Here is a 22,362-nt window from a genome sequence, read left to right as displayed (position 1 = left end):
TCAGCCTTCGGTGAGGAGGCTGTCGTAGGCGCCTGAGTGGTGGCGGCCCGCCATGAACGTCAGGAACTCCCTGACGAACGCCGCCCGGGAGAGCCGGTCGGCGCCGCCGGTCAGTTCGCGGTCGAACGCGGACCGGAACAGCGCTTGGTACTCGGGCGTGCTGATCGTCTGGTCGCCGTCGGCGTCGGTGGCGTCGAACAGCGCGTCGGCCACCTTGATCAGGGCGGGCCCGGCAGGCGTGGTGGCCGCCGTCGCGTACTCGTGCCGGGTGATCCGCCCGTCGCCGTCGGTGTCCAGGCTGGTCTGGAGCTCGCGCCACCAGTCGGCGTACGCGGTGAAGAGCCGGGCCTCGGCCTGGGCGTCCATGTCGAGCCGGGTCGCGATCTCCCGGGCCATGGCCGCCAGGTCGGGCCATTCGAGATGGCCGTTGCCGGTCTGGTCGAGGACCTCGGTGAAGAACCGCTCGGCGGATCTGCGGGCGGGGGCGACGGGCTGCTCGGGCTCGGCGTGGACGTGCTGCAGCAGGGTGCTGACCCGGCTCGCCTGGTGCAGCAGCGCCCCCAGCAGCCGCGAGCCGGGCTCGTCGTCGAGGTCCAGGACGTCCATGAACGTGGAGACCCGCGTCCAGGCCGCCGGCAGCCAGCGGGTCGCCAGCCCGGCCGTCAGGTAGACGCCGTGCATCAGCGCCTGCGCGCCCGGCGGCGTGGCGAGGTGGGCCTGCCGGCGGAAGCCGTCGGGCAGCGACGCCACGGTGATCGCGCCGGCCAGCGGCCCGGCCAGGGCCCGGATCGCGGCCCACGCCGCCGGGTGGTCGCGCAGGAGGGGCGGCGGGGGCACCTCCGCGAACACCCGGTAGAGGACGGCGTGGACCGCCTCGTTGAGCTCCAGGCGAAGGCTGACCGTCTCGTCGTAGTAGGGCCAGAACTCGTGGAGCGTCGCGGGCAGGGCGGCGCCGTCGTCGCCCATGAGGACGAGCATCTCCCGGAACTCCTCGTACAGGCGCTCCTGCGTGGGCTTGTCGAGGGGCCTGCCACCGAGCCGGCACATCGTGACCGTCGACTCGAACAGGGTCGCCATCACCCAGGCGCGGGCCTCGGGGTCCATCGCGTCGTAGGGCCGGCCCTGGGCGTCGGTACCGGCGATGCGCCCGTGCAGCCTGTTGAGCCGGGCCGCCTCGCGCAGGCGCACCTGGTCGTCGTCGTCGACCAGCCGGCGCATGCTGACCAGGGTGTTGCGCAGCCGCCGCCAGGGGCGGGCGACGAACGTCGAGTTGGCGGCGAGGGCCGCGCCGATCTGCGGGTGGGCGGCCTCCAGGACGCTGGCCCGGGTCGCCGCCAGCCCCCACCGCGCCTGGTTCGCGTAGTGCCGCAGCAACGGGCCGGGCCCCGGCGTGGGCGCGGAGCCGGTCGCCGGATCGGCCCCGGTGTCGGCCATCGGGTCGGTCACGGGGTCGGTCGGAGCGTTCGTCGTCTCGGCCATCTCAGCCCTCTCGCGTCATGGTCGGCACCTGGACGTCGCCGAACCGGCGCTCGCGCCGCCGGTAGGCGTCCAGGCATTCCCACAGGTGCGCCGCGCGGAAGTCCGGCCACAGCACCCGGGGGAACATCCACTCGGCGTAGGCCACCTGCCACAGCATGAAGTTGGAGATGCGCTGCTCCCCGGAGGTGCGGATGACCAGGTCCACGTCGGGGGTGTCGGGGTGGGGCAGGTGGCGGGCGAAGCTCTCCTCGGTGACCTGCTCGGCCGGCACCCGGTCGCGGATGAGGGACCGGGCGGCGCTCACGATGTCGCGGCGCCCGCCGTGGTCGAACGCCACGGTCAGCGTCATCCGCGTGTTGGCGCGGGTCAGCGTCATGAGGTCGGTGATGTCGCCGGCCAGGGACGCGGGGATCCTGGCGTCGGAGTCGCCGAGGAAGCGGCACCGGATGCCGCGCGCGTGCAGCGTCATGGCGTGCTTGCGGACGGCCCGCTGCACCAGCCGCATCAGGAAGCCGACCTCGCCGCCGGGCCGCCGCCAGTTTTCGGTGGAGAAGGCGAACAGGCTCAGCCACGGGATGCCGGCCGCGTAGGCCGTCTCGATCACGTCGATCACCGCGGCCTCGGCGGCCCGGTGCCCGGCCGTCCGGGGCAGTGAGCGCCGCTCGGCCCACCGCCCGTTGCCGTCCATGACGCACGCCACGTGGCCTGGCAGACCCGACACCACCGCATGGCCTCCGCTCCCCCGCCTCCGGAGCGACTATAGCTCACCGTGGGTGAGTGATGAACGACTCTTGGTAGTCGAGCGGGAATCGGAAAGGAGGCCCGGTGACGAAGGCCCAGCACCGGTCACCGTACGACTAGTGCCACCACCCGGTCGGGCAGTACACCAGCCCCGTGCCCGTGAGGGCGTCGCGGAGGATGCGGTGGCGCGTTCACGCCGCCGGGCAGCCGCCGCCGAGCGCGGTCAGGACCGCGTCGACGAACGCCGCGTTCCCCGGCTCCTCCGCGTGCGGCACGCCCGGCAGCTCGGCCCTGCACGCCACACCGTCGATGGTGTCGTTGCGGGTCTCGTCGAGCGAACTGGCCAGCACGGTGTAGCGGACCGCGCCGGGCGTCGGGTCGCCGCTGTTGAGCTGCGTCATGAACGTGCTCGTGGGGCACATCTGGCCGCCCTGCGCGGCCGGGAGCAGGCACGCGGGCCAGTAGCCACGCTGGCCGGTGCCCATGGAGACGTAGCTCAGGGTCTTGGTGGTGCCGCCGAGGGACTTCAGGTAGTACCGGGCCGACAGGCCGCCCATGCTGTGACCGACCAGGCTCACCTTGTCGGCGCCGTGCGTCTGGCGTACCTGCTCGACCAGGGCGGCGATGGCGTTCGCGTTGGCGATGTTCTCCTCTCCGGGCAGGTCGATCGCGTACGCGGGATGCCCGGCCTGCTGCAGGGCCGCCTTCATGGGGGCGAAGGAATCGGGGGTGCCGTTCCAGCCGTGGACGAGGATGACCGGCTCGCCCTGGGACTGTCGCGCCCAGGCCACTCCCGAACTCGTGCTCAGGGCCGCCGCTAAGACGACGGCCCCCGCTCCTGCCAGCAGACGTCCCATGGTCGCCCCTTCACTTACTTAGTGCTCGGTAGGTGAGTTGCGCTAGGTTTAGCACCATGAGCCGCGCTGATCAACCCCTCCACGGGGACGGGCCCGCGACGAGCCGCCGCGAACGGGCCCGCCTTCGCCGCGAGGAGATCATCCTGATCGCCGCCGAGTTGTTCGCCGAGCGCGGCTACCGGGGCACCTCGCTGGCCGACGTGGCCGCCCGGGCCGGGATCACCGAGCCCGGCCTGCTGCACCACTTCGGCAACAAGGCGGGGCTCCTGCTGGCGGTGATAGAGCGGCGTGACCTCGACAGCGAGGCGTTCGCCATGGAGCTGCTCGGCATGGAGCCGGCCGACCGGCTGCGGGCACTGCCGGAGTTCGCCCGCCGCAACAAGTACCGGGCGGGGCTGGCCAAGCTGTTCACGGTGCTGGTGGCGGAGAGTCTGGAGCCGGACGCCCCGGGGCACGACCACTTCGTCGCCCGCTACCGCGCGATGCGCGCCATCGTCGCCGACACCGTCCGCGCGGCCCAGCGGACGGGGCTCACGCGGGCCGGGCTGGACCCGGAGGCCAAGGCGGCCGAGATCATCGCCACGCTCGACGGGCTGCAGACGCAGTGGCTGCTGGACCCGGAGGCGGTGGACATCGTCGCCGCCGTCGAGTCGTACGCCCGCACCCTGGAACGCGACCTCACCGGCTCCTGACCGGCTCAACAGGGCGATGGCGCCCCGGCACGAGCGTCCCCGCGAGCAGCCGTCCGAGGGCCGGCGCCCGGGGAGTCCGAACTCGCACGGGCCGAGGGCGGATCAGGTCGGCGGAAGCGAGTGTTGCGGCGGGGCGGGCCGCCGAGTCAAGATCCACGTAAGTGTTGCCGGAAGCGTTTTCTCCACAGAGGGGACTTGCGTGGCCAAGCACTGGGCGGCGACTGCTCTGACCTGGTTCGCGAGAACGGTGGCCGTGGCGGCCCTGGTCTCACCCGTGATGTCTCCGGCCAGCGCGGCGGCGAGGACGGCCGATGTGGCGCCGCTCAAGGCGTTGAGCCTGACGGGTCTCAACCTGACCGCCGGCTCCGACCCCTATACGGTGCCGCCCTCAGCCGAGTACGAGCGGGTGGGGATCGCCGGGGCGCTCACCGGAACCGACCGTACCGCCCTACCGGGGAGCGAGGACGCGGGCTGCGCGGCCCGGGCGTCCTATCTGCCGCTGCTGCAGGTCCGTACGTGGTTCTGCTGGAACCCCGGCGCCCAGGGCGACAAGCAGGACCTCCCCCACTCCCCCTGGGTGCCGCAGGGGCTGGCCACCTCCGGCGAGGCCCAGCTCGACGGCACCCCGATCGGGAGCGACCACAGGGCGCTCATCACGAGCTGGGCGTGGCTGAACTCACCCGACCCCGACGCGCCCGACTACCGCACCAACTCCGTCATCCTGTCGGTCGTCGACCTGGACGAGCGCCGCTACCGCAACGTCCTGCCCGTATGGGTGGACGGGCGGGGAATGCTGAGGCGCGTCTACGGACACGGCGGCGGTCTGGCGTGGTACGGCCCCTACCTGTTCATGACCTCCAGCTCCAACTGGAACGGCTACTCGGGCCCCGACTCGACGCGGCACACCATCCGGGTGTTCGACACCCGCAAGATCTATCGCAAGAAGGACGGAAGCGGCGGTGACTACAAGTACGTCATTCCGGAAATACGCCACTACATCACCCCGATCCTCTTCGACTACGTCTCCCTGGACCGCCGCAGCTCCGGCGGCGCGACCCTGATCGCGGGCACGTACAAGCGCTCCAGCGGCACCTCCGCCTCCCTGGCCGGCACCAAGCTGGTCCGCTACCGCTTCCAGCCGCCCCCCGACGGTGACTACCGGCTCGTCACCGCCCCCGCTCAGGCGTGGGTGTCCACCGTTCCGGCCGACCCGGCCGACGCCATCAGCGACGTGCAGGGCGTCCAGGCCGACGGCGACCGCCTGTACCTCAACATGTCGGCCGGTTCCCACCCCGGCCCGGACCCCGGCAGGCGGTTCGCCACCGTGAACGTCAGCGGCGCCGCCTCCACCTGGACGATCGACGCCCACACGCGCTGGGCCCACCGGCCGGAGGACCTGTCCCTCTGGTACGGGACCGGCGAGTTGTGGGGCCTCACCGAGGGCGAGGAGGAGCGGGTCGTCTTCTCCGTCAGGATCGCCGACATCCCGTCGCCCGCGTAGACGCTCCGAGCGCGGGCCCCGCCCTTCCCCCGTACGGAGCTAACCTGGTCAGGTGGGCATCACCGCTGGTAGCTACACGTTGGGACCCGAGTCCGGCCGGCTCCTGGTCCATACGACGCGTGCCGGGTTCGGCGCGAAGGCCGGCCACGATCTCACCATCGCGGTCACCCGCTGGCACGGCGACGCCACGATCGACCCCGCCGACCCGGCCGGCTCCTCGGTGACGGTTGAGGCGGACACCGGGTCGTTCGAGGTTCAGAAGGGGACCGGCGGCGTCAAACCGCTCACGGCCGCCGATCGCGAGGAGATCGAGAAGATCATCCGGGAGAAGATCCTGCACAGCGGACGCCATCCGATGATCACGTTCCGGTCGTCACGGGTCGGGGGCACGGCGGAGTCGTTCCAGGTCGAGGGCGACCTCACCATGGTCGGCGCCACACTGCCCGTCGCGATACAGGGCACTTTGGCCGGGGGACGCGCGAACGGCTCGGCGGTCATCGTGCAGTCCCGATGGGGGATCCGGCCCTACTCGGCGTTCTTCGGCGCGCTCAAGGTCGGCGACGAGGTCGAGATACGGTTCGACCTCGGCCTCGTACCCAAGCAGTAGGGAGGATCCCAGCCGCCCGAAGCCTCCGAGGGCCCGGCGGCTGGGATCGTCGTGTGCGGGCCGGCGTCAGCCCTTTCCGTTGGCGGCGCACCAGCCGGCCCAGGTGGTGGCTCCCTTGCCCAGTTGCTTGTTGTAGAAGGACGTCCAGGAGTTCTCGCTCGGGCCGGGCGCGGTGGGGGCGGCCCTGAAGAGCGGGTAGGCGGCCTCGACCTCGGCGCGCAGCCACGGCTCGATGTCGTCGTAGGACTGCAGCGACCAACTGCGGGCGTGGTAGGTGAGCTGGCCGCGGACATCGGTCTCCGGCAGGCACAGGAACGGCGCCCATGGGCTCGTCCTGGCCCAGCTGATCTTGGTGTTCATCGCCCCCTTGGGCACGGTGCCCGCGACCGTGCGGGTGGCGACCTCCCGGTCGTCGACGTAGAAGTCGAACATCTCCTGGGCCGCGTAGACCCCGTTCACCAGGCCGAACGACTCGCCCAGCGCGGTCTTGAGGTCCGCGCGCACCGGGATGTCGCTGGTCCACTCGGTCTCGTCGTGCATCTGCCGCAGGGGCGGGCCGACGTAGGAGGAGGTGACGTTGAACGGGCCGAAGTTCACCGCGTCGTTGTTGATGGGGACGACGGGGTAGGTCTTGAGGTCGATCGGGTTCTTCCACTCCCGCAGGACCTTCGTCGGATCGGCGGGGTCGGTGTAGAAGACGATCTCACGGGAGAGCTGGTAGAGCTGCGTGGTGCCGGGCACCCGGTACAGCCGCCGGATGTTGTAACCCTCGATGTTGAACAGTTTCTGGCCGTGGCGCAGCGCCGGGTCGTGGGCGTTGCCCTCGATGTTGGCGTAGACGGAGCCCGAGATCCGGAAGACCATGTCCCGCCCGTCCGGGCGCCCGTTGGTCTGCAAGGACAGCAGCGCGCTCTTGTCCGTCACCGTCTTGTAAACCGGACCCGGATTTGTCGGATCATCCAACTCATCGCCTGCCGCCGCACCGGGAACGGCGACGCACACCAACAGCATGGTGAGGGCTGCGGACAGGATCAAACCACGACGCTTGAACAAGAGTGCTCCCGGCGCTGCAGAGGGTGACATAGCCAGCGAGATCATGCCAGTTGGTGCACCCCCACCTCAACCGGTCCATTCGTGATAATTCCGCGCTTCCCGGCGGCGCGGGATCTTGCCACAATTCCGCGACAGAACGCGCAGGCATGGGAGGCCGGGTGTCGAACAGCGTGCTGACCCACGAGTTCCACGTGGACGTCGCACCGGAGAAGGTGTTCGAGCACCTCACGACTCCGGAGAGCTACATCGGCCTGTCCCCGCTCGTGGTCGCCGTCCGTGATGTGGACCGCTCCGAGCCTGGGGTGATCCGGTACACGGCCGTCGAGCGCTTCCGATTCCTCCGGTTCCTCACCTACGACAACCCGATCGACGTGGTACTCCACACCGACGGCCGGTCCGTGTACGGCGAGGTGCGCAGCCCGGGACGCGTTCGCATGGCCTACCGCTTCGATGTCGCGCCGGACGGCGCCGGCACCCGGGTGAGCGACCGGCTCGACCTGACGGCCCCGTGGCTCCTGGCCGGGTTCGCGGCGGGCCAGGCGCGCAAGGTCCAGCTCGCCCGCGCCCGGATCCTCGCGGAACGGTTGTCCCGCCATCTCTGAGGGCACCGCCGGCCGGCATGGGAGGCGATCAGCCCAGCAGCAGCGACCGCGCCGTGTTCCAGCACGTGGGGCTGATCAGCTCCTCGGCCTCACGGTCGGCCACGGTGGCCACCTCGCCGGGCGACTTCTCGGCCACCTCTCCGTCGGCCAGCGCCCGGAAACGGGGAAGGATCGCGATCTCCGCCGCGTCGGTCAACATCTCGGTCACCTGGTCGATCCACATGATCGCGACCCTGACCCCAGCTGCATGCGGTCAGGCAGAGCCGTCGAGCAGCCCCGTGAAGTACGCGCAACCCCCGAGCTCCTCGCCGGCTTCGAACAGTGCGGCCCACTCGCTCACCTGACCCGGCGTGGGGTCGCCGTTCAGCCCGGCCGCGGCCAGTGGCGGCGGCTCGCCGAGCCGCCGCCACTGCTCGGGCGAGAGCGTGAGTGAGAGCAGCCCGTCCAGCTCGCCGATCACGGCGAGGTCCCGGGCGGCGCCCTCCGCCAGTTCGAGTCCTTCCAGACGCGGGAACGTCCGCAGCACGCCGAGATCGACGGGGTCCCGCGTGCCGAGGGTCACCGCGCGCAAGGTCGGGTGTCCGGCCAGCGGGCTCAGATCGGCCGCGTCCAGCTCCAGCCGCAACGCCTCGAGCGGGACGTCGCGCAGGGGCTCCAGATCGACGGGCCCCTCGCCGAACAACGCCACCATGCGCAGGTGCGGCGCGCCGCGGACCGACTCCAGATCGAGGTCCCTGACCTTGTCGACGACGAGGGACTGGATCCTGCGCGTCTTCTTCGGGATCGGGGGCGCGCCGCGCCAGTAGGTGCGGTCGTCGTCCAGGTAGCTCGGGAGCCTGGCGTACACATCGAGGTAGCCCTCGCGGTCTTCGTAGTCGCCCCGGTCGAGTGCCTCCACGAGCCGGCGCAGCATGGTCGTGACGGAGTCGGCGACATAGACGGGCTCGCCGTCGTAGTGGATCCCGACGCGGATGACCTGGCCCGGGCGGCCCGCGGGTCCCGGGTCCATGTCGACCGCCAGGTAGTCGCCGCCGGTGCTGGTCGCGAACGGGATCCAGCGCGGGCTGCTGAGCTGTCGCCGGATGGTGCCGAACGGCTCCGCGTCGCCGGTCATCGACCAGAGCGGGTCGCCGGTCCATCTCCGTTCGGGCCGGTGGTGGACGTAGGTCGTCGTGGACTCCAGGGGGAACCACAGGTGGTTGTGGAAGAGCCCGGTCTCGTCGTCGCCGTCGGCCTCGCCGTACAGGGCCACCAGGTCGGGGGGCAGGTCGCCGGGGAAGGCGTCCAGCAGCGCGGCCCGCTCGGCCGGGTCCAGCGGCTCGGGCAGGAACTCCTCCCCGATGATCTCGGCACGCCGTCTCACGTACTCCCGGAACAGCCGCACGGCCTCATCCGGGTCGCCCGCCGGCGCCGGGTTCGACGGTGGGTCCTGGTCGGCGCCGGGCTCGCGGGGCAGCACGTCCGGGCGCAGGACGTACAGGAACAGACCCGAATGGTCCCGGGTGATCGCCCGACTGGTCACCGCCTCGAACCGGCCCGAGGAGTCGACGGCCAGATCGACCGTCAGATCCGCCGGCGAGGCGCCACTGAGCTTGTAGAGCCTGTTCAGCCCGCCGAGGGCGGCGGGCAGGTCGCCCATGCTGCCGTCGGACATCTCGTATCCCGCGCCGCGGTGTCCCGAGGAGGACGGGCCGCGGTAGGCGTGCACCCATCCCCGCTTCCAGCCCTGGGGAGCGCCTTCCGCGATCTGCGCGGCCATGCCGCGTATGACGTCGGCCATGGCACGTTCGCGTTGATCATCCATGTGGGCCAGTACTACACCCTCCCACCGACGATCGGCCTGCCGCCGGTGTCGGCGAGATCGGCGCCGGGCTGCTCCGGGCCACCGCCCCGGCCCAGGCGACGACCGGAGTCACGGGCGGTCGCGGCTGCGGTGGCCCCTGCTCGACCAAGGTGGGGTTGCGGCCGAGTTCGGACCAAGCCCTACCCGCTCCCGGCAGTCACGAAGATCCCAACGACGGAGAGGTCCGCGTGAGCTTCAGCGGTGGCCGTGGCCTGGAGCCGGCTCGATGGATGCCGGAGCCGCCACGAATGCCGCGGCGGCAACGACGCGTCCACCTTCCACGGCTTCGATCTCTCGCCGTGGCCACGGCGAGAGATCGAAGCCAACAGGAATCATCGCGCTCTAGTCGTCACCCTCGACGCGCATCACGCTGGCGATCGCCCGGACGATGTCGAGCTCGCGCAGCCCTTCCATGGTGGCCGTCAGCGCCGCGTCCGTCGCCCGGTGGGTGACGATGACGAGTTGCGCGTCGTCGCCGTGGCCCTCCTGGCGCACGGTCTGGATCGACACGTCGTGCTTGGCGAACAGCTCGGCCACCCGGGCCAGCACGCCCGGCTTGTCGGCCACGTCGAGCGCCACGTGGCACCGGGTGACCGTCTCGCCCATCGGGTGCACGGGCAGGGAGGCGTAGGTGGACTCCTCGGGCCCGCGGGTGCGGGCGAGCCGGTTGCGGGCCACGGCCACGAGGTCGCCGAGCACCGCCGAGGCGGTCGGCGCGCCGCCGGCGCCCTTGCCGTAGAACATGAGCTGCCCGGCCGACTCGGCCTCCACGAACACCGCGTTGTACGCCTCGCGCACCCCGGCCAGCGGGTGGGTGCGCGGGATCATCGCCGGGTGCACCCGCACCCCGACGGAACGGCCGTCGTCGGAGCGGGCGCAGATGGCCAGCAGCTTGATGACGTAGCCCATGGCCTTGGCCGAGGCCACGTCGGTGGCGGTGATGTCGGTGATGCCCTCGCGGTGCACCTCGGCGGCCGTCACCCGGCTGTGGAAGGCCAGCCCGGCCAGGATGGCGGCCTTGGCCGCGGCGTCGAACCCCTCGACGTCGGCCGTCGGGTCGGCCTCGGCGTAGCCGAGGGTCTGCGCCTCCTCCAGGGCGTCGGTGAACGACGCGCCCGTGGAGTCCATCTTGTCGAGGATGTAGTTGGTGGTGCCGTTGACGATGCCAAGCACCCGTTGGACGTGGTCGCCGGCCAGCGACTCGCGCAGCGGCCGCAGCAGCGGGATCGCGCCGGCGACGCTGGCCTCGAAGTAGAGGTCGCCCTCGCCCGCGCGGGCCGCCTCGTGCAGGGTGGCGCCGTCCTCGGCCAGCAGGGCCTTGTTGGCCGTCACCACGGACTTGCCGCGAGACAGGGCGGCGACGATCAGCGACCGAGCCGGCTCGATGCCGCCGATGACCTCGATCACGATGTCGACGTCGTCACGGCTGACCAGCGACTCGGCGTCGGTGGTGAACAGCGCGGGGTCCAGGTCCACCTCGCGCTTGCGGCCCAGGCGGCGAACCGCCACCCCGGCCAGCTCCAGCGGCGCGCCGATGCGGGCGGCCAGGTCGGCGTGCTGCTCGTGGATGAGCCGGATGACCTGCGTGCCGACGACGCCGCAGCCCAGCAGCGCGACCTTCAGCGGTTTCACAACTGCCCCCTCAACAGGTCGTCCTCGGTCTCGCCCCGTACGATCACCCGGGCCTGGCCGTCGCGGACGGCGACCACGGCGGGCTTCGGGAGGTAGTTGTAGTTGCTCGCCAGCGACCGGCAGTAGGCGCCGGTGGCGGCGACGGCGATCAGGTCGCCGGGCGCGAGGTCGGCCGGCAGGAAGCAGTCGCGCACGACGATGTCACCGCTCTCGCAGTGCTTGCCGACGACGCGGCTGAGCATGGGCTCGGCCGAGCCCTCGCGGCTGGCCAGCACCGTCGTGTAGTCGGCGCCGTAGAGCGCGGTGCGGAGGTTGTCGCTCATGCCGCCGTCGACGCTCACGTAGGTGCGCAGCCCCTCGACGTCCTTGATGGTGCCGACCTCGTAGAGGGTGATGCCGCCGGGGCCGACGATGCCCCGGCCGGGCTCGACGGTCAGCCGCGGCACCGGCAGGCCGGCCGCGGTGCACACCTTGGCGACGATCTCGCGCAGGCCGTCGGCGATGACCTTGATGTCGGGCGCCTCGTCGTCGTCGACGTAGGCGATGCCGTAGCCGCCGCCGAGGTCGAGCTCGGGCAGCACCACGCCGTGCTCGTCCTTGATCTGCACGAGGAGGGCGGCCAGGCGGCGCGCGGCCACCTCGAAGCCGGCCGTGTCGACGATCTGCGAGCCGATGTGCGAGTGGAGGCCGACGAGCTCCAGTGACGGCATCGCCAGGATGCGGTGCACCGCCTCGGCGGCGGCGCCGGAGTTGAGCGACAGGCCGAACTTCTGGTCGTCGTGCGCGGTGGCGATGAACTCGTGGGTGTGCGCCTCGACGCCGGTCGTGACGCGGATCATCACCTTGGGCCGCCTGCCGAGCCGCTCGGCGAGGTGGCCGAGCCGGGCGATCTCCTCGAAGGAGTCGACCACGATGTGCCCGACCCCGGCCTCCAGGGCCCTGGTCAGCTCGGCGACGGACTTGTTGTTGCCGTGCAGGGTGACGCGCCCGGCGGGGAAGCCGACGCTGAGCGCCACCGCCAGCTCGCCGCCGCTGGCCACGTCGAGGCCGAGGCCCTCCTCGTCCAGCCAGCGGACGATCTCCTTGCAGAGGAACGCCTTGCCCGCGTAGTGGACCTCGGACCCGGCGAACGCGGTGGCGTAGTCGCGCATGCGCGAGCGGACGTCGTCCTCGTCGAGCACGAACAGCGGCGTGCCGTGGTCACGGGCCAGGTCGCGGACGTCGACACCGCCGATCGTGAGCGCGCCCTCGGTGCGGCCGGACGTTCGGGGCCAGATCGCGGGATTGATCCGGTTGAGGTCGGCGGGCGCCAGCGGGGGGCGCTCGTGGGGCAGCATCTCGGCGTGCCGGTCCCCTGCGGGATGGGCGAATCGACTCACCCGATCGAGGCTATCGGAAGCGTCGTCATCCCTGGACCGGGTGCTCACGTATCGAGACGCGATCACCCCTCTTCGGGGATATTTTTACGCTTCTTCGCCCTTTCGCCGGATATTTTGTGATTCGTCAGATGCGATCGGGTCCCGCGAGCACGTCCCGCACGGCCCGCGCCAGCCGCACCCGGGCGGTGTGCGCCGGCGCCGGCTCCTCGTCCCCCACGGGTACGGCCGGGGCCAGCTCGTGGGCGTCGTGGTAGGCCGTGGCCAGCCGCACCTGGAAGGCCTCCCACCCGGGGGCCCGGCCGGCCAGCCGCCCCGGCAGCTCGGCCAGCACCCGCAGCACGGCCCGGCAGCGCGGGTCGTCCAGCAGCTCCGGCCGGAAACCGGTGTCGGGCACGCCCAGGTCACGGGCCCACCGCTGCACGGCGGCCGCCCGCGCGTGCGCGTAGCGGACCACGAAGCCGGGGTTGTCCCACGTCCGGGGGAGGTCGGGCCACGGGTCGGGCAGGTCCAGCGGCCGGACCTCCTCCACCAGCTCGCCGGGCGTCTCGACGGTGATGCGCAGGAACCCGTTCGGGCGCACCTCGACGCGCGAGACCCCGTCCAGCGGCCGCACCTGGCCGGCCAGCTCGGCGGCGACCCGGCCGACCTCCGCGCCCCCGCCGGCGGCCGGCTCGCCGGGCCGCGGGGCGACCCGGGCGCGCCGCAGCGCGACGGCCGAGACGTAGACCGCCTCCCGCTCCCACGTGCCGTCCGGCGCGGGCGGCTCCCCCAGCGCCTCGGCCAGCCGCCCGGGTCTCACGGCCGGCTCAGATGAGCGCGTGCGGCTCGGCCGAGCCGTACTCGACCAGATGGGCGGCGCCCAGCAGCCACCGGTCCTCGTCGCGCACGCGGACGTAGCCGAACCGGTCGGCCGAGAACACCTTCACCCCGTCGGCGCGGCAGCGCCGCATGAGCACGTCGTCCCAGCCGTCGGTCAGGTCGGCGAAGCCGAGCTGGCGCAGCGTGTTGCGGCGGGCCAGCAGCGTCGCGCCGGCGATCTCCGGCAGGTAGGTGTACTCGGCGTCCGGCTGCTTGAGCAGCGTGGCCTGCGGCTTGCGCAGGTGGGCGTAGTAGGCGGCCTTGCCGACGATGTCGGCGGTGCCGAACAGGAAGGCCCGGCTCAGGTCGGCGAGGTAGTGGGTGCCGTACAGGTCGCGCTGGTCCATGACGGCGACCAGGTCGGCCTCGCACAGGTCGAGCCCGCGGTTGAGCATCTCACCCGTCGACAGCGCCGGGTCGAGGTGGCGGAAGACCACCTCGGCGCCCGGCACGACCTCGCGGGCGCGCGCCTCGGCCTCCGGCGGGCCGAACACCACGAGCTGCGCCACCGGCTTGGACTGCCGCGCCACCTGGGCCAGGGCGGGCTCCAGCAGCCGGCGGTCGGTGACGGGCAGCAGCAGCGAGACCTCCAGCGTGGCGCGGGCGCCGGGCAGGCCGATCGCCTCCAGCAGCTCGTCGATCCGCTCGGTCATCGTGCCGCTGTTGTAGGCGCGGCGCAGCGCGACGTGCGCCCGGCGCGAGTCGGGCTCGTCGCCGATCGAGGTGCCGCAGGCCGCGAGCTCGGCCAGCCGCCACGGCGGGGTGCCGGCCGGGCACCGCACGGCGGCCGGCCAGCGGTAGGAGGTGAGCACGTCGGGATAGGTCAGGTGGCCGGGCAGGAGCTGCTCCAGCGTGAGCATGCGGTCGATGCGCCCGCCCGACAGCGGGATCGGGTTGTGCACCCGCGGCTGGATCGCGAACGACAGGTGTGGCCAGCCGGTGGCCGGGTCGGCGCTGAAGCGGTGCTCGAACAGCCCGGCGGCCGCGGCGTAGGCGGCCGCGTCGCCCTGCGTGTGCCAGAACACCGTGCGGATGCCGCGGTCGGCGCACCAGGCGAGCAGCGCCCGCAGCCCCTCGCCCGGCTCGCCGGTGATCTCCTCGGCCCACGGCCCTCCGGTGACGGACTCGACGACGAGCAGGTGCGGCACCTCCTGCGGCAGCACCCGGGCGAAGTCACGTGGCGTGAAGCCGGTGGTCTGCCGCCACTCGTAGCGCAGCAGCGCCTCGACGTGCGGGTCGGCGATCACCGCGGCGGTCAGGTGCGGGCGCGTGTTGGGACCCGTGGGCACCCGGTAGGGCTTGAGCTTGAAGGAGGCGCCCTCCAGGGTGCGGGTGGAGGTGGTCGCCTGGTAGGAGGCGCCGGGCCGCTCGTCGCCGGCCTGCCTGGACTTGGCGGCGACGGGCCTGCGCTTGGGGGCGGTGGGCCGCTTGACCGGCCTGGCCGCGCCCTTGAGCCCCTTGGCGAGCAGGAGGGGGTTGCTCTTGCCGGTCTTGATCGCGTCGCCGAGCCGGTTCCAGCGGGCGACCTTGATGGAGGACAGCTTCCAGTGGGCCACCTCGGCCTGGTAGCGCTGCTCGGCCAGCTCCTTGCGGAGCTTGTCGGCGGCGGCGCGCTCGTCCGCCAGGCGCTCCTCGGCCTCGGCCAGCCGATCGGCCAGCGCCTTGACCTCCGCGGCGCTCCGCTCGGCGTCGGCCAGCCTCGCCTGGGCGTCGTCCAGCAGTCTCGCCAGCTCGGCCGCGCGCTCCGCCTGGGCGATCGCATCCCGCAGCGCGCGCCTCGTGCTCTCCAGCTCAGTGCTCACCGGCACCTCCGATTCCTAGCCCGGCAAAGGATACTCTTGCGCGGGAAGCGTCTCGAAGGGATGAGATCCGGTGCAGTTCAACGTGCGGCCCTACGTCTGCGGCGCTCTCGGCCGGATCGACACCGTCGTGCTCGGCAAGCTGACGGCCGCCGGGCCGCGGGTCAGGCCCGCCCTGCAGCAGGCCGGCGCGGCGCTGTTCAGCTCGACGCCGCTGCCGCCCTACCACCGCGCCGAGGGCTCGTTCGCGTTCTCTTGGGGCGAACGCAGGCCCGCCGGGACCGGTGACTCGCCGGCCGACTGGATGTCGGTGGCGGAGACGTACGAGACGCCGGGCCTGATCGGCGACGGCGAGCGCGTCACCCTCCACGCCGGCGCGCTCGGCCTGGTCGACGTCTACTACGTGCGGCTGGGTGGGGCGGTCTACTTCTCGTCGCTGATCCAGCCGCTGCTGTCGCTGGTGCCCGCCGGGATCGACTGGGCCGCGTGGGCGTCGATCATCCAGGTGACCTTCCCTCTCGGCGAGGCCACGCCCTACCCGGCGATCAAGCGGCTGCCCGGCTCCAGCGCCCTGGTGTACGACCAGGGGGCGCTCGGCACCGAGCGCCGGCTGCCGCGCTGGCTGCGCACCGAGCCGTACGAGACGTGGACGAGCGCCGGCGAGCTGCTGGAGATCCTGCACGAGGTCTACAAGGACTACGAGGGCCGCCGGCTGCTCGTGCCGGTCAGCGGCGGCTACGACTCGCGGCTGTTGTGCTCGGTGGCCGTGGCTCGGGGCGCCGACGTGGAGTCGTGGACGACGAGCCCCGACGACGGCACCGACACCGACATCGCCTTCGCCCGGGCCATCACCCGCGAGCTCGGCGTCGGCCACCGGGTGATCACGCAGGACCCGGCCGACTACCCGGGCGACGCGCAGGAGGTGGCGCGCCGGCTCGAGTACCTGACGCCCCACCACGCCTGGTACGCGCCGTTCGCCAAGGAGGTCCACCGGTCGGGCCGGGTGCTGGTCGACGGTCTGGCGGGCGGGCCGCTGCTGAAGAACTTCATGGTCAGCGGCGCGGCGCTGGAGGCCACCTCGCAGGCCGAGCGGTCGGCCGCGGTGCTCGGCTCGCTCAGCCTGGGGGCCCCGTCGCAGCCGTTCCTGTCGCCGCAGGCCCAGGAGTGGATCGAGGAGGCCGTCAGGGAGCAGTTCCACGCCGCCACCTCGATGCTGCACGGGCACCGGGCGGAGCTGCCGCTGTCGGTGCTGCACACCCGCACCGTGCGGGGCATCGCCCGCTCGGCGGTCAACCTGGTCGGACCGGAGGCGTCGTTCGCGGCGCCGTTCATCCATCCCGATTTCTTCGACGCGGCGCTGTCGGTGGGCGTGGCCCGCAAGGACAAGGGCCGCTTCTACCGCGAGCTGCTGCACGCCGCCAACCCGCGGGTGGCCGCGCTGCCGTCCACCAACGTCGTCAAGCAACCGCTGCGGCGGGTGCCGCTGCGCTCGACGGCCGCCCCCGCGCGCGTGTACGCGCACCAGATGCTGCACGCGGTGGCCGAGCGGGTGCCGTCGCTGCTGTCGGAGGAACTGCACGCGGTCGTCCTCGACGGTCCTGACGCGCTGACCCGCTTCACCGGATGGAACGACAGGTTCTGGGTACGCGGGCTCGTGCTGTTCGGGCTGTGGTTGAGCGACTTCGAGGGTGACCTCGGCGACGTGTCGCCACCCTTCTAGATGAACCATGGGTAACAGGGCGATTACGCAGAGGTATCCAGGGTACGAAGAGATCACCGCATAAGCAGGTTCCGGAAAGCCACCGGGCTGATAGTGTTCGGCCCGTAAGCGCCGCATCGAGCGGGAGCACCCGGATCACAAATCCGGTCCCGTCAAGGGCACTGGGGTTGCAGGGATGACGACCCCAGGCGGCGCGGTCACCACATGTAAACGCCGGGGAACCGGTGACTCCGTCCTGCCCACATCTCCTTCTGTGAGCGACCTATGATCAACGCATCCCCATCGCCAGAGCCGATCTCCGAGGACTTCGTCTCGGAGGATCCCTCCTGGTACAAGCGGGCGGTGTTCTACGAGATTCTCGTCCGGGGGTTCAAGGACTCCAACGGTGACGGCACCGGAGACCTCCGTGGTCTCGTCGAGAAGCTCGACTACCTGGAGTGGCTGGGCGTCGACTGCCTGTGGCTGCTGCCGTTGTACGAGTCTCCGTTGCGTGACGGCGGCTACGACATCTCCGACTACATGAAGATCCTGCCCGACTTCGGGGACCTCGGGGACTTCGTGCATCTGGTGGAGGCGGCCCACGAGCGCGGTCTGCGCATCATCACCGACCTGGTGATGAACCACACGAGTGACAAGCATCCCTGGTTCCAGGCCTCCCGGCACGATCCGGAGGGGCCGTACGGCGACTTCTACGTGTGGGCGGACGAGCCGACGGGCTACCCCGACGCGCCCATCATCTTCATCGGGGCGGAGGAGTCCAACTGGACCTACGACCCGGTGCGCAAGCAGTACTACTGGCACCGTTTCTTCCACCACCAGCCGGACCTCAACTACGACAACCCGGCCGTCCAGGAAGCGATGATCGAGGTGCTGAGGTTCTGGCTGGACCTCGGCATCGACGGCTTCCGGCTGGACGCGGTGCCCTACCTGTTCGAGCGTGAGGGCACCGCCTGCTCCGGCCTGCCGGAGACGCACGCCTACCTGAAGAAGATCCGCGCCGAGGTGGACCGGCTCTACCCGGACCGGGTGCTGCTGGCCGAGGCCAACGGCTGGCCGGAGGATGTGGTCGAGTACTTCGGCGACCCCACCACGGGCGGCGACGAGTGCCACATGGCCTTCCACTTCCCGCTCATGCCGCGCATCTACATGGCGGTCAAGAAGGAGACGCGCGAGCCGATCTCCGAGATCATGTCGCTCACCCCCAAGCTGCCCGAGAAGGCGCAGTGGGGCATCTTCCTCCGCAACCACGATGAGCTGACGCTCGAGACGGTGACCGAGGAAGAGCGCGACTACATGCACGCCGAGTACGCCCAGGACCCGCGCATGCGGGCCTACCTCGGCATCCGCCGCCGCCTGGCGCCGCTGCTGGACAACGACCGTGACCGTATCGAGCTGTTCACCGCGCTGCTGCTGAGCCTGCCGGGCTCGCCCGTCATGTACTACGGCGACGAGATCGGCATGGGCGACAACATCTGGCTGGAGGACCGCGACGCGGTGCGCACGCCGATGCAGTGGAGCCCCGACCGCAACGCCGGCTTCTCCACGGCCGACCCGGGCCGGCTCTACCTGCCGGCCGTCATGGACCCGATCTACGGCTACCAGGCGGTCAACGTCGAGGCGCAGCAGAAGCACGCGGGCTCGCTGCTGCACTTCACCCGCCGCATGCTGGAGATCCGCCGCAACCACCCGGTGTTCGGCACCGGCGCCTACACCGAGATGTGGTCCTCCAACAGCTCCGTCCTCACCTTCGTCCGCGAGGAGCGTGACGACGTGATGCTGTGCGTGAACAACCTGTCGAAGTTCCCCCAGCCCGTGGAGCTCGACCTGCGCCGTTTCGCCGGCATGACGCCGGTGGAGGCGCGGGGCGGGGTGCGCTTCCCGGTGATCGGCGAGGTGCCCTACCTGCTGACGCTGCCGGGGCACGGCTTCTACTGGTTCGCGCTCAAGCCGTAGGAGCGCACGCCTGAAGGCGGTGTCCGCCCCCTTCGCGGGGGTGGGCACCGCCTTCTCGTGTGTTCGGCGGTCGCTCGTGTGGCGCGTGGGCGCGTGGGCGCGTGGGCGCGGTCAGCGGGTGGCGATCGGCACCTGGGCGCGGGCGGCGCGGCGGGCGGGGATGAGCGCGACCGCGAGCGCCGCCCCCACGGCCGACAGGACGGCCAGGGTCAGCGTCAGGGGGGACGGCGGGCGGCCGATCCCGGCGCCGACGCCGCTGGTGTGTCCCTGCAGGTCGATCAGGCCGGTCACGACCGACAGCCCCACCCCGGCGCCGGCGACCACGCCCAGGACGACGAGCAGCCCCGAGCCGGTCACCAGCGTGGCCATCACCTGCCGCGGCGTCAGCCCCATGGCCTTGAGAACGGCCAGGTCGAAGGCGTGGTCGCGCAGGCCGAGCGCGCTGGCGGTGAGCAGGTTGGCCAGCCCGATCAGCGACAGCAGGACGATCAGCGCCACGATCACCACCCGGATGATCGTCAGCCGGTCGGCCGGGTTGACGACCCGCTGCACGTCGAGGCCCTCCCCCGAGTCCGCCAGCAGCCTGGCCCGCACCTCGCCGGGGTCGGCGCCGGGCCGCAGCGCGAGGGCGTAGAACTCGGGCGGCACCGCGTCCTTGTCGGCCAGGCTGTCGATGCCCACCGACAGCACCTCGCCGTCGAGGTCGGGCTCGACGGCGCGGCCGACGATGCGCACGATCAGCGGCGAGCCGCCCACGGTCAGCCGGACCCGGTCGCCGATCTTCGCGCCCAGCAGGTCGAGGAGCCCCTGTCCGGCCACGGCCTCGCCCGGCCGGTCGTACAGGCGGCCCTCGACCACCGGGAAGGGATAGGCGCCCGAGGACGAGCCGCCGAGCGCCCGTACGCGGATGGAGCGGGCCTCTCCGGGCGCCAGAGCGTTCACCTCGGCGCCGGGGTAGACGGCGGCCACTCCGGGGTCGCGCTTGACGAGACGCTCCGCCTGGGCCGTCTCCAGCTTGCCGGCGCGTACGTGCAGGGCGGCGTGCTGGCCGACCTGCTCGGGGTGGCTGAGGAAGTTGTCCAGGGTGGCCCAGACGCCCAGCCCGATGGTGATCATCATCATCGGCACGGCCAGCCCGAACACCGTCAGGAACGCGGGCACCCGCCGCGTGAAGGCGTCGCGGGTGCCGAGGATCAGCGCGGGAGGCAGCCGGACGAGCAGGGCCAGCCGGGCCAGCCGTGACAGGTGACCGCGCGGCGGCACGGCCGGGGCGGCGGGGATGGGCGGCGTGCGGCCGCCGCGCCAGGCGGGCACGCCCACCGCCGCGAGCACGGCGAGCGCGGTGCCGGCGACGATGGTGAGCACGGGGATCGGCGCGATCAGCGAGGCGCCGAGGACGGCCACGGTGGCCGCCCAGCCCGCCACGGCGCCCAACAGCACGCCGACCAGCCCGAGCGAGCCGTGCTCGGCGAGCAGCAGCAGCGCCACCTGTCCGCGGGTGAAGCCCATCGACTTGAGCGTGGCCAGGTCGCGGAGCTGCCCGAGCACCCGGCCGCCCGCCGCGTTGGCCAGCGCCAGCGCGGCGGCGACCAGCCCGACCACGCCGAACAGGGCCAGCAGCGTGCCGAGCAGCCGGTTGTCGAGCTCCATGGCGGCGCGCACCTCGCGCCAGGTGTAGACGCGCTGGAGCTGGTCTTCCAACATGACGACGACGCGCTGCGAGACGATCTGCGCCGCGTCGGCGTCCGTCAGGCGCAGCCCGGTCACCCACTCGCTGCGGCCCAGCATGGGCTCGATCCGGTCGAGCGTGCCCGGCAGGACCCAGGCCAGGCCGGGCGTCCACTCGGGGAAGAAGCCCTGCTCGGCAGAGTCGGCGATGCCGCGCACGTACAGGGTGTGGCGCTCGCCGCTCAGCGCGATGACGGTGAACGGCCCGCCGACCCTGACCCGCAGCGCGGTGGCGAACGAGCGCTCGACCACCACGCCGTCGGGCTGCCCGGGGTCGAGCCAGCGGCCCTCGGCCACCACGGGCCTGGCCACCCCCACCGGCGCGGACGGCACGGCCCGCAGCGAGGTGGGCTCCTTCTTGCCGTCCTGGGCGACGGTGACGGGCGCCGAGCGGTAGGGGCCGGCGACGTGGGTCACGCCGTCGATGTCGCCGGCCGCGATCCGGGGGCTGTCCTTGGTGTAGAACCACACGTGCGCGCCGTTGGTCTGGGCGAACAGGCCCCGCCACGGGTTGGTGCCGTCCTCCAGGAGGGTGACGGCGGCGATGAGGGCGGCCACGATGCCGGCCACGGCCAGCACGGTGAGCGCGGCCTGCCCCTTCCTGGCCCGCAGGTCCGCCCTGATCCAGCGGCCGCCGGCCCGCATCGTGCTCATCTGAGGTCGATCACCGCGCCGGCGGTGCCGGTGCGCTTGCGCGCGATCCGGCCGTCATCGACGATCTCACCGTCGAACAGCGACACCAGGCGGTCGGCCAGGCTCGCGACGCGGGCGTCGTGGGTGACCATGACGATGGTCTGGCCTTCCTTGTGGACGGTGCTGAGCAGCTTGAGCACGTCGCGGGTGTTGCGGCTGTCGAGGTTGCCGGTGGGCTCGTCGGCCAGCAGCACGCTCGGCTGGTTGGCCAGGGCGCGGGCCAGCGCGACCCGCTGCTGCTCGCCGCCGGAGAGCTGGCCGGGGGCGGCGTCGGCGCGTTCGCCCAGGTTGAGCGCGCCGAGCAGGCTCTCGCGCCGCTCGCGGGCCTCCTTGGGCGAGGCGCCGGCGAGCAGGGCGGGCAGCTCGACGTTGTCGGCCACGGTCATGTTGCCGACGAGGTTGAAGAACTGGAAGACGAATCCGATCTTCTTGCGTCGCAGCAGCGCCCAGGCGCTCTCGGAGAGGGTGTCGACGCGCTGCCCGTCGAGCCAGATCTCGCCGCTGGTGCGGCTGTCGAGGCCGCCGAGCATGTGCACCAGCGTCGACTTGCCCGACCCCGACGGGCCCATGACGGCGACGAACTCGCCCGGCTCCACCTGCAGGTCCACGCCGCGCACGGCCGGCACGGGCACGGCCCCGTCGGAGTAGATCTTGACCAGGTGGACGGTCTTGAGCACCGGGGTCACGTCAGGTCCTCCTGGCAGCGCTCCAGCCAGTCGAGGTCGGCCTGCAGGTGGAGCATCGCTCCTTCGATGAGCAGGGACTGCACGTGGTCGTCAGGCGCCGTGCGGGAGAGGAGATCGTTGAGGTCGCCCATGAGGGAAAGATAGTGCCGCCGCTGACGGCTGATGAGCACCATGCGGTCGGCGATGCCGGTGAGCGGGGCCAGCACCAGCTTCATGAAGAACTCGTCGCGCACCCGGGGACCCTCGGTGGGCTCGTCCACCCAGAGGGTGAGGGTCTCGCGGCCCTTGGCGGTCAGGTAGTAGACCTTCTTGTTCGGCCGGTTGGACTGCTCGACGTCCACGGCCTTGACCAGGCCGTCCTTCTCCAGCCTGCTGAGGGTGACGTAGATCTGGCCGATGTTGGGGGAGGGGTAGGCGCTGCCGAAGGTCTGCTCGAGTGCCTGCTTCAGCTCGTAGCCGTGGGCCGGCTCTTTAGCCAGAAGCGCCAGCAGGTGTAGCCGCACGCCTCACCTCCCCTTGTGTTACGTAGGCGTTACATC

At 71.9% G+C, this 22,362-nt stretch carries 19 protein-coding genes; 6 read left to right on the top strand and 13 right to left on the bottom strand.

Translation table 11 applies throughout. The features are described 5' to 3' along the window. The 3 genes from FHU36_RS37655 to FHU36_RS37645 form a co-directional block, all read right to left on the bottom strand. Positions 1 to 1,479 (bottom strand): oxygenase MpaB family protein, encoded by a 1,479-nt coding sequence (locus tag FHU36_RS37655; protein ID WP_246503065.1) that lies wholly within the window; start codon positions 1,477 to 1,479, stop codon positions 1 to 3. Position 1,480: 1 nt separating this feature from the next. Beyond that, entirely contained in the window at positions 1,481 to 2,200 is a 720-nt protein-coding gene (gene uppS, locus FHU36_RS37650; RefSeq protein WP_312892105.1) for a polyprenyl diphosphate synthase, read from the bottom strand. Between the two features lie 211 nt (positions 2,201 to 2,411). After that, entirely contained in the window at positions 2,412 to 3,077 is a 666-nt protein-coding gene (locus FHU36_RS37645; RefSeq protein ID WP_185088800.1) for a lipase family alpha/beta hydrolase, read from the bottom strand. Between the two features lie 56 nt (positions 3,078 to 3,133). On the opposite strand from FHU36_RS37645, the gene FHU36_RS37640 reads away from it, so the two are divergent. The 3 genes from FHU36_RS37640 (at position 3,134) to FHU36_RS37630 (ending at position 5,877) form a co-directional block, all read left to right on the top strand. Beyond that, positions 3,134 to 3,769 (top strand): TetR/AcrR family transcriptional regulator, encoded by a 636-nt coding sequence (locus tag FHU36_RS37640; protein WP_185088799.1) that lies wholly within the window; start codon positions 3,134 to 3,136, stop codon positions 3,767 to 3,769. A gap of 199 nt (positions 3,770 to 3,968) precedes the next feature. Beyond that, complete coding sequence (locus FHU36_RS37635; protein ID WP_185088798.1) at positions 3,969 to 5,270, top strand: hypothetical protein; 1,302 nt, start codon at positions 3,969 to 3,971, stop codon at positions 5,268 to 5,270. A gap of 52 nt (positions 5,271 to 5,322) precedes the next feature. Further along, positions 5,323 to 5,877, top strand: a complete 555-nt coding sequence (locus FHU36_RS37630) for a YceI family protein (protein WP_185088797.1) — start codon at positions 5,323 to 5,325, stop codon at positions 5,875 to 5,877. 66 nt (positions 5,878 to 5,943) lie between these two features. Here the strand turns inward: FHU36_RS37630 and FHU36_RS37625 are convergent, their stop codons facing one another. Next, the gene (locus tag FHU36_RS37625) at positions 5,944 to 6,801 is read right to left on the bottom strand and encodes a DUF1838 family protein (protein ID WP_312892104.1); all 858 of its coding nucleotides are present in this window, start codon (positions 6,799 to 6,801) and stop codon (positions 5,944 to 5,946) included. Between the two features lie 287 nt (positions 6,802 to 7,088). Between FHU36_RS37625 and FHU36_RS37620 the strand changes: the two genes are divergently transcribed. Beyond that, the gene (locus tag FHU36_RS37620; protein ID WP_312892103.1) at positions 7,089 to 7,532 is read left to right on the top strand and encodes an SRPBCC family protein; all 444 of its coding nucleotides are present in this window, start codon (positions 7,089 to 7,091) and stop codon (positions 7,530 to 7,532) included. A gap of 28 nt (positions 7,533 to 7,560) precedes the next feature. Here the strand turns inward: FHU36_RS37620 and FHU36_RS37615 are convergent, their stop codons facing one another. The 6 genes from FHU36_RS37615 to FHU36_RS37590 all read right to left on the bottom strand — a co-directional run bounded on the left by FHU36_RS37615 (position 7,561) and on the right by FHU36_RS37590 (position 15,046). Further along, complete coding sequence (locus FHU36_RS37615) at positions 7,561 to 7,755, bottom strand: hypothetical protein (RefSeq protein WP_185088795.1); 195 nt, start codon at positions 7,753 to 7,755, stop codon at positions 7,561 to 7,563. Between the two features lie 30 nt (positions 7,756 to 7,785). Further along, positions 7,786 to 9,336: an SMI1/KNR4 family protein gene (locus FHU36_RS37610; protein WP_185088794.1), complete on the bottom strand. Its 1,551-nt coding sequence runs from the start codon at positions 9,334 to 9,336 to the stop codon at positions 7,786 to 7,788. Between the two features lie 381 nt (positions 9,337 to 9,717). After that, positions 9,718 to 11,007 carry a homoserine dehydrogenase gene (locus tag FHU36_RS37605; protein WP_185088793.1) on the bottom strand — a complete coding sequence of 430 codons (1,290 nt, stop codon included), beginning with the start codon at positions 11,005 to 11,007 and terminating at the stop codon, positions 9,718 to 9,720. Then, a complete protein-coding gene (lysA, locus tag FHU36_RS37600) occupies positions 11,004 to 12,386 on the bottom strand; it encodes a diaminopimelate decarboxylase (protein ID WP_185088792.1) in 1,383 nt (460 codons plus the stop codon). The genes FHU36_RS37605 and lysA overlap by 4 nt, the downstream gene beginning before the upstream one ends. A gap of 124 nt (positions 12,387 to 12,510) precedes the next feature. Beyond that, entirely contained in the window at positions 12,511 to 13,185 is a 675-nt protein-coding gene (locus tag FHU36_RS37595) for an anticodon-binding protein (RefSeq protein ID WP_185088791.1), read from the bottom strand. 7 nt (positions 13,186 to 13,192) lie between these two features. Then, entirely contained in the window at positions 13,193 to 15,046 is a 1,854-nt protein-coding gene (locus FHU36_RS37590) for a hypothetical protein (RefSeq protein ID WP_312892102.1), read from the bottom strand. 70 nt (positions 15,047 to 15,116) lie between these two features. On the opposite strand from FHU36_RS37590, the gene FHU36_RS37585 reads away from it, so the two are divergent. Both FHU36_RS37585 and treS read left to right on the top strand, forming a co-directional pair. Further along, positions 15,117 to 16,763 (top strand): asparagine synthetase B family protein, encoded by a 1,647-nt coding sequence (locus FHU36_RS37585; RefSeq protein ID WP_185088790.1) that lies wholly within the window; start codon positions 15,117 to 15,119, stop codon positions 16,761 to 16,763. Positions 16,764 to 17,027: 264 nt separating this feature from the next. Then, positions 17,028 to 18,716, top strand: coding sequence for a maltose alpha-D-glucosyltransferase (gene treS / locus FHU36_RS37580; protein ID WP_185088789.1), 1,689 nt, complete (start codon positions 17,028 to 17,030; stop codon positions 18,714 to 18,716). A 111-nt stretch (positions 18,717 to 18,827) separates the two neighbouring features. Here the strand turns inward: treS and FHU36_RS37575 are convergent, their stop codons facing one another. The 3 genes from FHU36_RS37575 to FHU36_RS37565 are packed head-to-tail and all read right to left on the bottom strand — an operon-like array spanning position 18,828 to position 22,326. Further along, on the bottom strand, positions 18,828 to 21,098 hold the full coding sequence (locus FHU36_RS37575) for an ABC transporter permease (protein WP_185088787.1): 2,271 nt from the start codon (positions 21,096 to 21,098) through the stop codon (positions 18,828 to 18,830). After that, the gene (locus tag FHU36_RS37570) at positions 21,095 to 21,823 is read right to left on the bottom strand and encodes an ABC transporter ATP-binding protein (protein ID WP_185088785.1); all 729 of its coding nucleotides are present in this window, start codon (positions 21,821 to 21,823) and stop codon (positions 21,095 to 21,097) included. The genes FHU36_RS37575 and FHU36_RS37570 overlap by 4 nt, the downstream gene beginning before the upstream one ends. Continuing rightward, on the bottom strand, positions 21,820 to 22,326 hold the full coding sequence (locus FHU36_RS37565; RefSeq protein WP_185088784.1) for a PadR family transcriptional regulator: 507 nt from the start codon (positions 22,324 to 22,326) through the stop codon (positions 21,820 to 21,822). Before FHU36_RS37565 ends, FHU36_RS37570 begins: the two co-directional genes overlap by 4 nt. Positions 22,327 to 22,362: the final 36 nt, after the last annotated feature.

The sequence above is a fragment of the Nonomuraea muscovyensis genome (assembly GCF_014207745.1).
Lineage (GTDB): Bacteria > Actinomycetota > Actinomycetes > Streptosporangiales > Streptosporangiaceae > Nonomuraea > Nonomuraea muscovyensis.
This window is presented reverse-complemented; position numbering and strand designations above follow the sequence as displayed.